10 protein-coding genes and 1 riboswitch are annotated in these 13,232 nt (G+C 44.2%); of the genes, 3 read left to right on the top strand and 7 right to left on the bottom strand.

The features are described 5' to 3' along the window. Nucleotides 1–69: 69 nt before the first annotated feature. Nucleotides 70–444, bottom strand: coding sequence for a YacL family protein (locus L5M11_RS15265; protein ID WP_263139714.1), 375 nt, complete (start codon nucleotides 442–444; stop codon nucleotides 70–72). Between the two features lie 196 nt (nucleotides 445–640). On the opposite strand from L5M11_RS15265, the gene L5M11_RS15260 reads away from it, so the two are divergent. Continuing rightward, nucleotides 641–1,606: a zinc transporter ZntB gene (locus L5M11_RS15260; protein ID WP_131525184.1), complete on the top strand. Its 966-nt coding sequence runs from the start codon at nucleotides 641–643 to the stop codon at nucleotides 1,604–1,606. A gap of 94 nt (nucleotides 1,607–1,700) precedes the next feature. Here the strand turns inward: L5M11_RS15260 and L5M11_RS15255 are convergent, their stop codons facing one another. The 3 genes from L5M11_RS15255 to L5M11_RS15245 form a co-directional block, all read right to left on the bottom strand. After that, nucleotides 1,701–2,834 (bottom strand): succinylglutamate desuccinylase/aspartoacylase family protein, encoded by a 1,134-nt coding sequence (locus L5M11_RS15255; protein WP_263192647.1) that lies wholly within the window; start codon nucleotides 2,832–2,834, stop codon nucleotides 1,701–1,703. A gap of 1 nt (nucleotide 2,835) precedes the next feature. Further along, nucleotides 2,836–4,191, bottom strand: coding sequence for a lysine-sensitive aspartokinase 3 (gene lysC / locus L5M11_RS15250; protein WP_263163590.1), 1,356 nt, complete (start codon nucleotides 4,189–4,191; stop codon nucleotides 2,836–2,838). 150 nt (nucleotides 4,192–4,341) lie between these two features. Beyond that, nucleotides 4,342–4,516: riboswitch (Lysine riboswitch) on the bottom strand. A gap of 100 nt (nucleotides 4,517–4,616) precedes the next feature. Next, complete coding sequence (locus L5M11_RS15245; protein WP_173247481.1) at nucleotides 4,617–5,051, bottom strand: DUF3293 domain-containing protein; 435 nt, start codon at nucleotides 5,049–5,051, stop codon at nucleotides 4,617–4,619. A 588-nt stretch (nucleotides 5,052–5,639) separates the two neighbouring features. Between L5M11_RS15245 and arcA the strand changes: the two genes are divergently transcribed. Then, nucleotides 5,640–6,356: a two-component system response regulator ArcA gene (arcA, locus tag L5M11_RS15240; protein WP_006080127.1), complete on the top strand. Its 717-nt coding sequence runs from the start codon at nucleotides 5,640–5,642 to the stop codon at nucleotides 6,354–6,356. 95 nt (nucleotides 6,357–6,451) lie between these two features. Here the strand turns inward: arcA and L5M11_RS15235 are convergent, their stop codons facing one another. Further along, a complete protein-coding gene (locus L5M11_RS15235) occupies nucleotides 6,452–8,764 on the bottom strand; it encodes a S9 family peptidase (RefSeq protein ID WP_263192645.1) in 2,313 nt (770 codons plus the stop codon). A 266-nt stretch (nucleotides 8,765–9,030) separates the two neighbouring features. Between L5M11_RS15235 and L5M11_RS15230 the strand changes: the two genes are divergently transcribed. Next, entirely contained in the window at nucleotides 9,031–10,023 is a 993-nt protein-coding gene (locus tag L5M11_RS15230) for a class 1 fructose-bisphosphatase (RefSeq protein ID WP_263192643.1), read from the top strand. A gap of 505 nt (nucleotides 10,024–10,528) precedes the next feature. Here the strand turns inward: L5M11_RS15230 and L5M11_RS15225 are convergent. Together L5M11_RS15225 and L5M11_RS15220 are read right to left on the bottom strand one after the other, a co-directional pair. Further along, entirely contained in the window at nucleotides 10,529–12,139 is a 1,611-nt protein-coding gene (locus L5M11_RS15225; protein WP_263177212.1) for a hypothetical protein, read from the bottom strand. 891 nt (nucleotides 12,140–13,030) lie between these two features. Beyond that, nucleotides 13,031–13,232: hypothetical protein (locus L5M11_RS15220; RefSeq protein ID WP_263192640.1), on the bottom strand; the 202-nt coding region annotated here is incomplete at its 5' end.

Here is a 13,232-nt window from a genome sequence, read left to right as displayed (position 1 = left end):
TCGCGAAAACAATAAAGGCAATCCCATGATTGCCTTTATGTTTTTATCAAATAGAGATTAAATAAATGATTACAAACCTTTCTCAATAAATTGCTGCCAACTCAATAGCGCCAGCTCAAAATCCTCTAGGCCACAATAAGCTTCTGACTCAGCATCATAGAGTGACATAGCCTCTTCCAATTCATATTCTTGCTCAAAACCTAAGGCATTGGCAAAGACTCGGGCCTGTTCACGCTCTAACTCTAAGGTAAAATCATTACCAACAAGACGCCATGAACCTCGTTTATCGGCTTGAATTTCTTTTATCACACCCAACACTTGCTGAATTTTAGCTAACTCAGTCCCTAATTCTTCCGTAAACCATTGCCCAAGCACTTCATGATCCATGCTAAAGCTAGCCAAAAAAGTGCCAGTTAAACTGTTACGCCGAAATTCGTATTCCATTTTATTGTCTCTTTGATCTAAGCCTACTAATGCTAATTTTAACCTATCCTTGGCTAAGTTGCTTGCATCCCTCAGCACATCAAATTTATGTCAATTTACGTTTTTCTCATGTCGTTAAGCATAAGTACTGACTTCATTTTCATGACAAAATCAGTTAGTTTGTTTGGATGATTTTGAAAGTTAAATGGAATGCGATATGCACGAAGGGTTTATCTACAGTTTAGTGCTCAGCGGCGCCCAAGCGGGTTCCACCTTGAGCCTAGAACAGATCGAAAAATGGGATCCTCAGGATGGCCTACTCTGGTTACACCTTCGCTATCGCAATAAAAAGGCACGCCACTGGATACTCAATAGCGGTCTGCCTAAGGTCGAAAGTGATGCCCTACTCGCCCAAGACACTCGTCCCCGCGCTGTGATTACAGGTGAAGGCATATTACTCGCATTACGCGGCGTTAACCTCAACCCCAATTCTGCTCCCGAAGACATGGTGGCTGTGCGTATCTATGCCGATAAACAGCGGATCATATCCACCTGCGATCGCGAGTTACAGTCGGTCAAAGATGTCGCCGAGCTGATCCTTGAGGGAAATGGGCCTACAACTACGGGGGACTTTATCGTCGCAATCTGCGAACGACTGACCAATCGTAAAGTCGAGTTTATTGATAAATTAGAAGAACAACTCTCTGATTTAGAAGAACTAGTCGTCTCAGGCAATGTGAAAGACTTACGTACCGATATCGCCGAACTGCGCCGTCAAACTGTGGCCATTCGCCGCTATTTAGCCCCACAGCGCGAAGCATTCTCGAAAATGATTTCTGAGCAATTTAGCCTATTTAAAGATACTGAGCGACTCAAGCTGAGGGAAACAAACGATAAACTTATCCGCACCATTGAAGATCTCGATGCCCTGCGCGATAGGGCCAATGTGACTCAAGAAGAATTACTCAGTCAGCAGTCGGAGCAACTCAACAAACGCTTATATTTCTTATCCTTAGTGTCAGCAATCTTCTTACCGCTAGGCTTTTTAACAGGCTTACTTGGGGTCAATATTGGCGGGATACCGGGCGCGGACAACACTTGGGCCTTCGCCACCTTCTGCGGCATATTAATCTCACTCGTCGCCCTGCAAATGGCACTGTTTTATCGATTCAAGTGGTTATAGCCACCTTAAAACAACGCCAATCGATTAGGATTGGCGTTGTTTTCTCTCAGTCCCATAAGCTAATTGTTATGGGCTAATGCTTACGAGCTAATTTTTATAATTTAGGCTGGAATGTCGGCAACTCAAAAACATGAGTCATGACTTTATAAAGCTCTGTTCCTTGGTGCACAGACGCCGAAGCAAAGTGCAAAATAGGCACACAGTCCTGGGGCAAACAGACCGTCTTTAGCTCATCTGCCGTACCGTATAAATCCATACGCAGTAAATTGACTAAGGGCTGCCCCGCAGCCAGTGGCTCACCCACAGGTGCGAGATATTCCACTAGTCCTGAACTTGGCGCGTGATACTTTTTATAGTCTTTAAGGTAACAACCAAAGCGCGACATTTTAGCAGGCGCAACGGTTTCAGCTATTACGCCTCTGTGGCTTAAATACGCCAAAATCCCTTGAGCATCAACCAACGCATCCTCAAGACAGACACGCTCTTGACTCGCCAACTCTAAGGTTAACGCCGACACAGCAACGGCTAGATCGCGCCCCTGTGCTTTTGCAAAATCACTCAATTGCCACCAAGGACAAAACGCCGCCTCATCCATGGCGCCACCAAAGGCATTGGGGATAATGAGCGTATAAGGGATCGACAAAAACTGCGCAGCAGCTAAGTCATATTCAGGACAATACAAGTGCTTACAAGACTTAGGACCTGTGTGCAGATCGAGCACTATATCCGCGCCATGGGCCATAATCTGCAGATTAACCGCGAGCCTATGGCCAGTAGTAATGCCCCATTCATGACGCAATTTTTGCTGACAAGCTTCAACCAAAGTACTGCGATAGGCTTGGATCAGCTCGCTATCACTCAGCTTGGCATGTTCCCCATACCAAGTCGGTAAATCGATAGCATGATTCAAATACTCACGATTCCAATTCGCGCCCGTAATAGGATCAAATCGGCCAAGGGTAAACTCACCACTTTTTTGGTTGATCCCGAGTGGATTGGCCAATGGCACTAAGGTGATTTCGCCGCGGATGTCACAGTGTTCAAGCTGCTTCATCAACTGATAAATCACCGCATTCCCTTGTACTTCAGCACCGTGGACATTGGCTTGAATATACACTTTGGGGCCAGTCGCCTTATCGTCACTCGGCTTGAAATGGTAGATAGGCAAAGTGAGTGCTTGCCCTGCGGCAAGCTCCCCGATTTGCAGAGACGATGTTGTCGGCAACATACTAAACGCCTTCGAACAGATTTTGATGCAGCGATTTAACCACTTGTGCCGCTTCCGCTTCGGCCACTAACACACACAGATTATGTGGGCTGGCACCTTGGCAAATCATCCGCACATTGTGTGGCTCTAACACTTCAAATACACGGCGACAGATACCCGGTGTCGTCGCAATACGATTACCGATAATCGCCACTAAGGCCAATCCATCTTCAACTCGCACACGACAATGCTGTGATAATTCTTGCAGCAATGCCTCACTCAACAGACCTTGTCCACTTGAATCTGAACCGGTTTTATCGAGGGTTAGAGACACATTCACTTCTGATGTGGTAATCAAATCCACACTGATCTTATGTCGCGCTAATGTCGCAAAGGTTTCCGCTAAAAAGCCCTGCGCATGCAACATTTGCAAGCTGTGAAGATTTAACAGGGTTTGATCGCGGCGCAAAGCCACAGCGCGGAATACGGGCGCATCTTCCACTTGATGACGGATCCAAGTTCCGCCCTTTTCAGGCTCTTTACTTGAACCCACAAACACTTGAATTTGCTGACGAACGGCAGGAAGAATAGTCGCTGGATGCAATACCTTGGCACCAAAGGTCGCCATCTCGGCGGCTTCATTGAAACTGATCTCGGCAATCGGAAAGGCATTGGGCGCCAAACGAGGATCCGTTGTATAAATCCCCGCGACATCGGTCCAAATCTCTACCGCTGAGGCGCGTAACGCTTCAGCTAACAGTGCAGCAGAATAATCACTACCGCCGCGACCTAACGTGGTCGTTTGACCCGATTCATCGGCACCGATAAAGCCTTGTGTCACAATCACTTGCTCCGCTAACAGTGGCTGTAGATAATCACGAGCTAAAGTCGCAATCTTTTCAACCTGAGGTTCAGCGCGGCCAAAGTGGCTGTCAGTACGTAATACTCGGCGCACATCGAAGGCACTTGAGTTGACACCTTTCTCGCGGATCACCGCCGAAAACAACGCCGAAGAACATTGCTCACCGAGGGACAACAACTCATCCATAGTCGCTTTGCTGCGTTGTGATGCGAGCGCTTCACTCAATACCGACATGCGACTCAATAATTTATCTAATGCGGCGGCCACATCGTTAGGACGACCGAGCTTATCTAAAATCGCATATTGAATTTGGGCAATTTGTTTTAATCGCTGTAATCGGCCATCGTCGTTGATCGATTCTTGGGTCAATTCCACTAACAGATTAGTCACGCCGCTCGAAGCGCTGACCACGACTAAACGACAATGAGGATTAGCTAACACTATGTCTGCACAGCGATTCATAGCGTTATAGTCGGCAACTGAGGTGCCACCAAATTTTGCGACAACGAGGGACATTAGCGCACCTCCGTGAAACACGTAGGGCAACAAATAAATGCAGATTGAATAAGATATTGATTAACTAACATGATCACACTCCGAACTGACTTCGTTCGAAGAGCCTGGTGCTCAATGATAACGCACCCCAAAAGAAGGGAAACAGCAATCGTCACCAGAAGCTCTCCACCAATTACAGGTGACAATCGTCAGGATTCAGCCTGAGCGACCGACATAAACATGCAGCAACCATATCTATGCCTCGGCGTTAATCTCCCTCATCAGTCATCGCTGGAGTTTGTGCTCCTCTGACCGACTACCTAGTTAACGCTCCTCTTCTGTTCCTTTCCTAGGAAAGGGACGAAAAAAGTAGCAATAAACCCCTAATGAAGTCAATGCTAATTTCATAACAAATGAACAATTTAAATAAAATCTTTTGAAAACAACTAAATGTTCAAATCGGGTAGCTCGTATACCAGCTGCACATAATCTCTAAATTTGCCTAAACACACTTCATCATGTCCATCCAAGGTGCAAGGCACTAAGCTCACATCCCCTTGTTCGACAACATAAATCGCATATTGATTAAATTTCTTACCCAATTGCAATGCCATCGTTCTATCGATAAACACGGCCCAACTTTTTTCCATGTGGGATAAATCCGGTGCTGCGCCCACTAAAGCACGATAAGGGCTACCGAGTAATTCAATTTCACGGAGAAGTTGGCGATCGAGTAAACGGTTTTGGCTAGGAGAGAGAAGCTTTGAAGCGGGATTATGAGCGGTAATAACAGCAAAGGAAAAATCACAGGATAATGCTTGAGTCAGCAAAAACAACGGCGCTTGGTAACATTGCCACAAATTTTGAGTCGTATTGTCCATTGGTAGTCTAGTCGAAAAATGAACCCAAGCTAGTGTAGCAGAGTGATTGTAAAATCCAAAGAGGCGTGAACTGGCTCACAGGAATAAGAAATACATTAGTTATACTAATCAATAGCTAAAGTAAATATCATGGTAAAAACCCCTGCTCACCTAAAATTTGTTAACATTTCATTTGTTAACAAATGACTAAAACGAGTACAATGTACGTACTGGTGAGTTGAAACAGATTGAGCAAGATGCTTATCGTTCAATACAGTTTGTTACATATATCGCTTAAAGTAACGTGAACTGACCGGGCATCTGTTTAAAATCTGTTCTACATTTGATTTGTCTTTTAAACATTTAAAAAAAACAATAGTTAAGGAACTTATTCTAACTATTGCTTATCGAAGTTGGTACTGATTACGTTTTCTCGTATTACACTTAAACGTGCACTTAATCTACATCAAGATATAGATGTCACCGTAAAGATTTTCCTTTTGAGCACAAAGCAGTTCAAGGAAGTATCAACGCTTTTATGAATATAAGAGCCCGAAGTAAGTTGCTCTTATTGGTTAGTATAAACTGATTAAAATTTAGGTAAATAATATGCAAAATCCGCACATTCTGATCGTTGAAGATGAAGCCGTTACCCGTAACACGCTGAGAAGTATTTTCGAGGCAGAAGGGTATGTGGTAACTGAGGCCAATGATGGCGCAGAAATGCATAAGGCTATGCAGGAAAACAAAATTAACTTGGTCGTTATGGACATTAACTTGCCAGGTAAGAATGGTCTATTGTTGGCACGTGAACTACGTGAAATCAACAACATCGGTCTTATCTTCCTGACAGGTCGTGACAACGAAGTCGACAAAATTCTTGGACTTGAAATTGGCGCGGACGATTATATTACCAAGCCGTTCAACCCACGTGAATTAACGATTCGTGCTCGTAACCTTCTGACTCGTGTCAACAGCGCTGGCGCTGAAGTCGAAGAAAAGAGCTCAGTAGAATACTACCGCTTCAATGATTGGAGCTTAGAGATCAACAGCCGTTCATTAGTGAGCCCACAGGGTGAATCTTACAAACTGCCACGTAGCGAGTTCCGCGCTATGCTGCACTTTGTTGAAAACCCAGGCAAAATTTTGACTCGTGCCGATCTACTGATGAAAATGACTGGCCGTGAACTTAAGCCACACGATCGTACCGTAGACGTGACTATCCGTCGTATCCGTAAGCATTTCGAAAGCTTGCCAGATACGCCAGAAATCATCGCAACTATTCACGGTGAAGGCTATCGTTTTTGCGGTAACTTAGAAGGCTAATAGCCCGCTAAGCAACCCGCATTAGAAACTGGATTGGTTTGATAAAAATCAATTCACAAAAAACCAGATCCTAGGATCTGGTTTTTTTATGCCTGCTATTTGGTGTTTTTCAACTGCCTATCGAGGAAATCTGCCAGTGAGCGATATAAGTGATTACGCACTTTCTCGCCACGCATCGAATGTTTAGATCCAGGATAATCGATCATCTGGAACAGTTTGCCCTCATCCTGCAACGCCTTATAAACCCGAGTGCTGTTTTCAAACAAGACGTTATCATCGGCCATGCCGTGATACATCAACAGACCCGATTGATAGTTTTTCACATAGGGAAACACGCTGCTGGCTTCATAACCCTTTTCATTCCCCTCGGGATGAGCTAAATAACGCTCAGTATAATGGGTGTCATATAAGCGCCAGTCGGTGACAGGAGCCCCCGAAATCGCGGCTTTAAAGTAATCGGGCGCCTTAAATAGACTCATCAAGGCCATGTAACCGCCGTAACTGTGGCCGTAAATTGCCACATTATCGGCATCGACAAATGGCAGACTGCGTAAATAGTCCACTCCCACTTTTTGATCCTTGACTTCAGCTTCACCCAAATGACGGTAAATCACTTGCTCAAACTTTGTGCCCCTGTGGGCGCTGCCGCGGTTATCCAACTGGAACACCACATAGCCTTGTTGCACCAGATACTGGGTAAAGTAGTCCTGCTCGCTCCAACTGTTGGTCACTAACTGTGCGTGCGGCCCACCGTAAACCCGCACGACGACAGGGTATTTCTTGCTCGCATCGAAGGGAACAGGTTTGAATAAACGGGTTTGCAACACTTGGCCATCTTCGGCTTTTAGTTCACCAAATTCAGGGATTTGCCACAGACCCGCATAGTCATATAAAGGATGGCCTTGCTTGACTTCATTTTGCTCAACCCAAGCCAGTTGTTGGCCCTTGTCACCGTGTAAACTGATCTGCGGTGGCTGAGATAAGCTATTGAAATAATCCAGATACACACTTTGATTGTCGGCAAACACAGGATCGTGCATGCCCGCTTGCTTGCTTACCCGCTCAACCTTGCCACCCGCTAAAGGCACGCGATAAAGTTGTTTCTCGATTGGCGTATCTTTGCGGCCAGTGAAATATACCCAACCAGCGGTTTCATCTATGTATTCCAACGCATCGACAGCCCACTCGCCCTGAGTCAATTGCGTTTTGAGTTTACCTTTTAAGTCAAACAGATACAGATGATTAAAACCATCACGCTCAGATGCCCAAATAAAGGCCGACTGCTGCTTTAAGAAGTGCAGATCGTTATTAAGGTTTACCCAAGCATCGCTGCGTTCTTTCACTAAGGTTTTTGGTTTAGTAAGCGCATCTAACGCCACCAGTTGCAAATCTAGCTTATGTTGATCGCGACTCTGCCACTGGAACGACAAATGTTTGCTATCGGGCAGCCAATCGACCCGCGGCAGGTAAATATCTTTGCTCTTGTCTTTGCTGTTCTCTTCGCGCAGGGTCACCCAATTGATGGCCTTATCTTTTAGCGTGACCACACCGAGGGCTATGTCGACATTATTTTTGCCGGCATAGGGATAGCGCTGCTCAGTAAGTTTAATACCGTCAGCATAGATTTCGTTACGGGTTACTTGCTCGACACCGGACTCATCGATACGGGTAAAGGCGATAGCCGATTCATCGGGCGCCCACCAATAACCTGTCATGCGATCCATTTCCTCCTGAGCGACAAACTCGGCCATGGCATTCTTAATCGTACCGCCGCCATCGCTCGTCATAGCTTGGAGTTTTTTGGTCGCCAGCTCTAACACATACAGATTTTGATCCCGCACGAAAGACACAAAATGTCCCTTGGGCGATAGGCGCGCATCTGTGGCAAACCCTTCGCCAATGGGAAGTTGGCTGACACTGTTATCCACTAATGAAAAGTAATACAGATTACCAGCAGCCGGAATTAATAGCGCTTGGCTATCATCGGCCCAGAAGTACTCCATAATGCCTTCACCATAAATACGTTGGCGTTCGCGGCGGGCCTTTTCTTCATCGGATAATTCATTGCTTGCCAACTTATCTGCATTGAGCAATAGGCTAGATTTTCCCGTCTTTACATCCATCTGCCAGAGATCATAAAAGTTTTGATTGTCTTTACGGCCCGCAAGATAAGTGACGCGCTGACCATCGGGTGACAGTTTCAAACCACGAGGACTGGTGCCCGCTAATGCGGGCGAGGCATTCATTCGCTCAATCGTCAGTGGCAGTTTGCCGCCTTCCATTGCATAAGCTGGGGTAATTGAAAACATAGCTGTAGAAATCATGGCCATTTGGCTCGCTATCAGTAGGGGAACGGCGCGCACCTTAAGTGAGCACGCAGGGAACCAAGTTAACCTATTTTTAATCATTATTATTCCTTGGAAACATAATCGCCTAAGATGTCAGCGATTAAAAACAAGCCGACATTGTGCCAGAGGCCGCCTATAAATAGAAAGAGCATGCAATATGCCGATACAAATTAGGCCCTTGCGCCAAGCTCAATCCAAATAATCCCTAAAAGCCTTAATATTCGCTAAAAGCATCAGCAACATCGCTGAAATTGTCGACTAACTGAGTTATCATTCGCGGCAAATAACGAAATTGACCTCATTGTTGAACCTCTAAAGGACATAACATGCAGACTCTGGCCCAGCACCTGACCTCACAGGCAGTGAACGACTCCCTTTCCCACCTAATTTTAACCTTAGCCGACACCTCAAAAGCCATTAGCCATGCCGTTCGCCACGGTGCACTTGCGGGCGTGTTAGGCGCGACTGAGCAAGAAAACGTCCAAGGTGAAACCCAGAAAAAACTGGATATCATCACTAACGACATGCTCAAAGATGCATTAAAAGCTGACGGTACAGTGCGCGGTTTGGCGTCGGAAGAAGAAGATCATGTGGTTGAAGTCAGCCAAAATGGTCAATATCTGGTGTGTTTCGATCCGCTAGATGGGTCATCTAATATTGATATCAACTCGTTAGTCGGCACGATTTTCTCTATCCTGCCCGCCTCTGCTGGCGAGTTGACTGAAACCAGCTTTTTACAATCTGGCCGTGCGCAATTAGCCGCAGGTTATGTACTTTATGGTCCATCGACCATGCTGGCATTAACCACAGGCCAAGGCGTGCAACTGTTTACTTTGCACCCAGAAACCAATGAATTTTTACTGACTAACGCCGCCATGAGCATTAGCTCGGATACCCAAGAGTTTGCCATTAACATGTCGAACCAACGTTTTTGGGAAGCGCCAATGCAGACCTATATTGCCGATTTACTGCTCGGTAAAATTGGCCCACGCGAAAAATCATTCAACATGCGCTGGATTGCGGCCATGGTCGGCGATGTACACCGCGTGCTATCTCGCGGTGGTATTTTCACTTACCCAACCGACAATAAAGATCCTAAAAAACCGTACAAACTGCGCTTGATGTACGAAGCCAACCCAATGGCATTCTTAGTCGAACAAGCTGGCGGCAAAGCCTCAACGGGTTATGAAACCATTTTAGATATTCAACCAACTCAAATTCACCAACGTGTTGCCGTCGTCCTAGGCAGCAGCAACGAAGTCGATGCTTGCCTGAGCTATCACGGTATTGATTACAGTGAAGAACCAAGTCTGGACTAAGCAGAATCGCTTAGATTCTGATTTTTAGGATAAAAGCCACTGACCACAGTGGCTTTTTTGTTATTTATACGGCCTTGCGGCCGAGAAGGTCGTGGGGCTTCACCCCACACCCGACCAAGGAGGACTGCTCGTCCTATCCTCCTTGGATGCTCCATGACGTCCCCAACGGAGTTGAAAGCCCCTTGTGCTCATTGCCAAATCTGCTATCGCTTCCGAAGGATGCGTCCCTGCACCTGCGAAAGCTAGCTCGGCATCCATGCCGAGACTCACGCAATTTGTCTATTCGCCCTGCGGCAACTCCGAGGGGATGGTGTATTCCTCAGACACTAGAGTTATTGGAAAGTAATCAAGGCATAAAAATGAAGCCTATTTGCTCTTTTGCCTTTAATAAAGAGTCTTCAATGCCCTTCTGCAACTTCGCAGGGAAAGATGAACTTCTGAAATCTAGGTGTCGGCTGTTAATCCTGAAAGAGTTATGCATGTTCTATCTTTGCTCTATCTTTGTTCAGTCAAACTCGATACCAAAGAAATGTATAATTCTGTAACGATCGAGCTTGCTCCTTGCAGATACTCTAATTAATGCTTGATGCAGGTTTCGTCCAAAGATATCTTTTGGATTGTCGCCCTCAGTAGGTCTAAAAATACCCATACTTTCGCGAACCACTTGCATAAGATCACAATTGTTGTCACCAACTAAAAACTCGTATATTTCATCGATACTATGATTACCTAAATACTCTTCGTCTTCAGGATTCCAGCTACGGTTCTTAACTATTTTAGATAAAACGGCGTAGATTGAATGATGTTGAAAAATGACTTTCTCTTTACTAGAAATTATTTCAATGAGTTCTGCATTAGTTGTAATTTTTTTCAGCTGCATTAATAAATCAGGACTATCACTATCTAGGTTTAAAGTAACAAATTTATCAATCCAATAACTTTTATCAAAGTCTTCTTTTAGTTCCATCAACGTATCTAGTATAGGATGTAGTTCCCTAACAGAGATTGAGTTCAAATGTTCTGAAAGGAATCCTTCTAAGCCTCTAATCACATCATTGCTAGTGGAAAGGAAGTTGTTATTATAGAAACCCCAGACTTCCGTTAATCTTGATGAAACATTTCTATCAATTTGTCTTTTGTTAAGACGCGATATATTTTCAATAAATAAAGCCTCATCCATCCAACCATCCTCGATATATTTGATGATTTCAGCCTCATGATCTGCATAATAAATATACCCAAGTGAAGAAATACGCCTTTGAAGATTTTTATCAACGTCCTCATTTTTTAACGAGAAACTAAATACGCGTTCAATTTCATTAGCTCGAATACTGATACTTGGCTCATGATGAACATACGTAAGTATCACAATCGTGGTAAGTAGGTCATGTCTGACGGCTTCTTCTGAAGAAGCTATGAAATTCATCAAAGCATCAACATTCCATTTTATGTGCTTAATTATTCTAATATTATTTAGGCCTTCAGACTTGAATATGTCGCAAATCAAATCTCTACATATGTGGTTTCTAAACTCAACATCAATATTGTTAGCAGGATTAGGTGAATACTTTAACTCTAAATCTATAACTTTTTCTCGATATAGATCGATTTCTTTTTTATCTTCATCATTTAAAGTGTCATCATTAAATATTAATACAATTTTACAATGACTTGACTCACTTAAGTTTGATACATAGCCAAGTAAAGTGGACATTGAGAACTTTTTAGACTTTCTTTCTAAATCATCGATGCAAATCAGGTAATCATCTACAAGTGAGTTTTCAATAACAGAAATTGCATTTGCATACTTTGATATTTGAGGGATACTTTTTGCTATGTTTCCAATTTTCTTTAAATTAGACTTAATGGTAGCTGACTTGCTATCAGAGCTTATTGCATGAGCATTGTAGAATACACCAGACTGCAGTTCTTTTAACCCATCTAGACCAAAGAGAGAAACATAAGAATAGTTAGAAAAACCAAGTGAACTGAAATGCTTGTTGACGATCTCATTCCATTTAAAAGTTTTCCCTACTCCCCATTTTCCTTTGATAACCAGAACTTTTTTCTCTTTATGTTTGAGAAACGCAACTACATTTTCTTCAAAATTTTCCACATTACCACCATAAATAAATCGTATAACAGGTTATGGCCCGAAACTCTAATTATCACCTAGCATATGTTTTGGCTAGATTAATATACATTTCGAATAAATTATTATTGTATGACACTAACTTAGCATTAAGTCTTCAGATGTGACAACAAATGAAAAATGAGACAGCACAACTCTTTCCAGGTTTACAACCCACACACTAGTTACTGAAGTTCACCTCCCCCTGCGAAGTTGCTGAAGGGCGTTGAAGAGAATCGCGTGACGCAGACAGGACGTCTGCGTAGCTTTCGGGGGGAAGGGACGCCCCATCGGAAGCGTTAGCTATTTTCGAATAAGCACGAAGCTAGTATCTAATGCATGTAACTTCGCAAGGGGCGTCATGGAGCATCCAAGGAGGATAGGACGAGCAGTCCTCCTTGGTCGGGTGTGGGGTGAAGCCCCACGACTTTGATTCACCTCGGCCGTAAGGCCGTATAAATCTGCAACTACAATATGGACGTGAACTAAAAATCGAAGGTTCTACATCAGTAGAATTAACAATTAAAAAGACAAGGACGAGCAGTCCTCCTTGGTCGACTCTTGATTAAACGTTAGGGGTGAAGCCCTAGGACTTTCTAGGCCGTAAGGCCACAAAGCCAAAAGCTACGTAGCAAGTGCGAAATGTGGCGCAAAGAAAGTCACGACAGGTACAAACTCCAAAGCACAAATTTGCCACAGCAGCCGCAAGGCCAACGTGAGTGACCATAGCTGGACTCACATATTTTATAAATCAAGAAGGCCAACGCCCCGCAGCATGGTTGGCGGGGATTGGTATTTTGTGGCATAAGCGGTGAATTAAAGCCAGATAGGCTAAATTTGCCCAACGCGCCAAAAATGTAAAGTTAGCTTTAAGCTCTAAAATTCATCACTTGAATTTTCGTTCTCAATCAGCGCTTGCTTCCAATATTCTGGTTCAGCATATCGAGCAACCAATGCATCGATATCTATTTTTGAGGTTGATGGACTAAACTCAAAATTGCCATACATATTGATGTGCTGCCATGCAACGGGCGAAATACTGTGAAGCTGAGCCAGTGCGTTTTGATCTCCTACTGTT

It is taken from the genome of Shewanella sp. SM87, from assembly GCF_025653705.1.
Classification (GTDB): domain Bacteria; phylum Pseudomonadota; class Gammaproteobacteria; order Enterobacterales; family Shewanellaceae; genus Shewanella; species Shewanella oncorhynchi.
The sequence above is the reverse complement of the archived record's forward strand: the minus strand, read 5'-3'. Positions and strand labels throughout refer to the sequence as shown.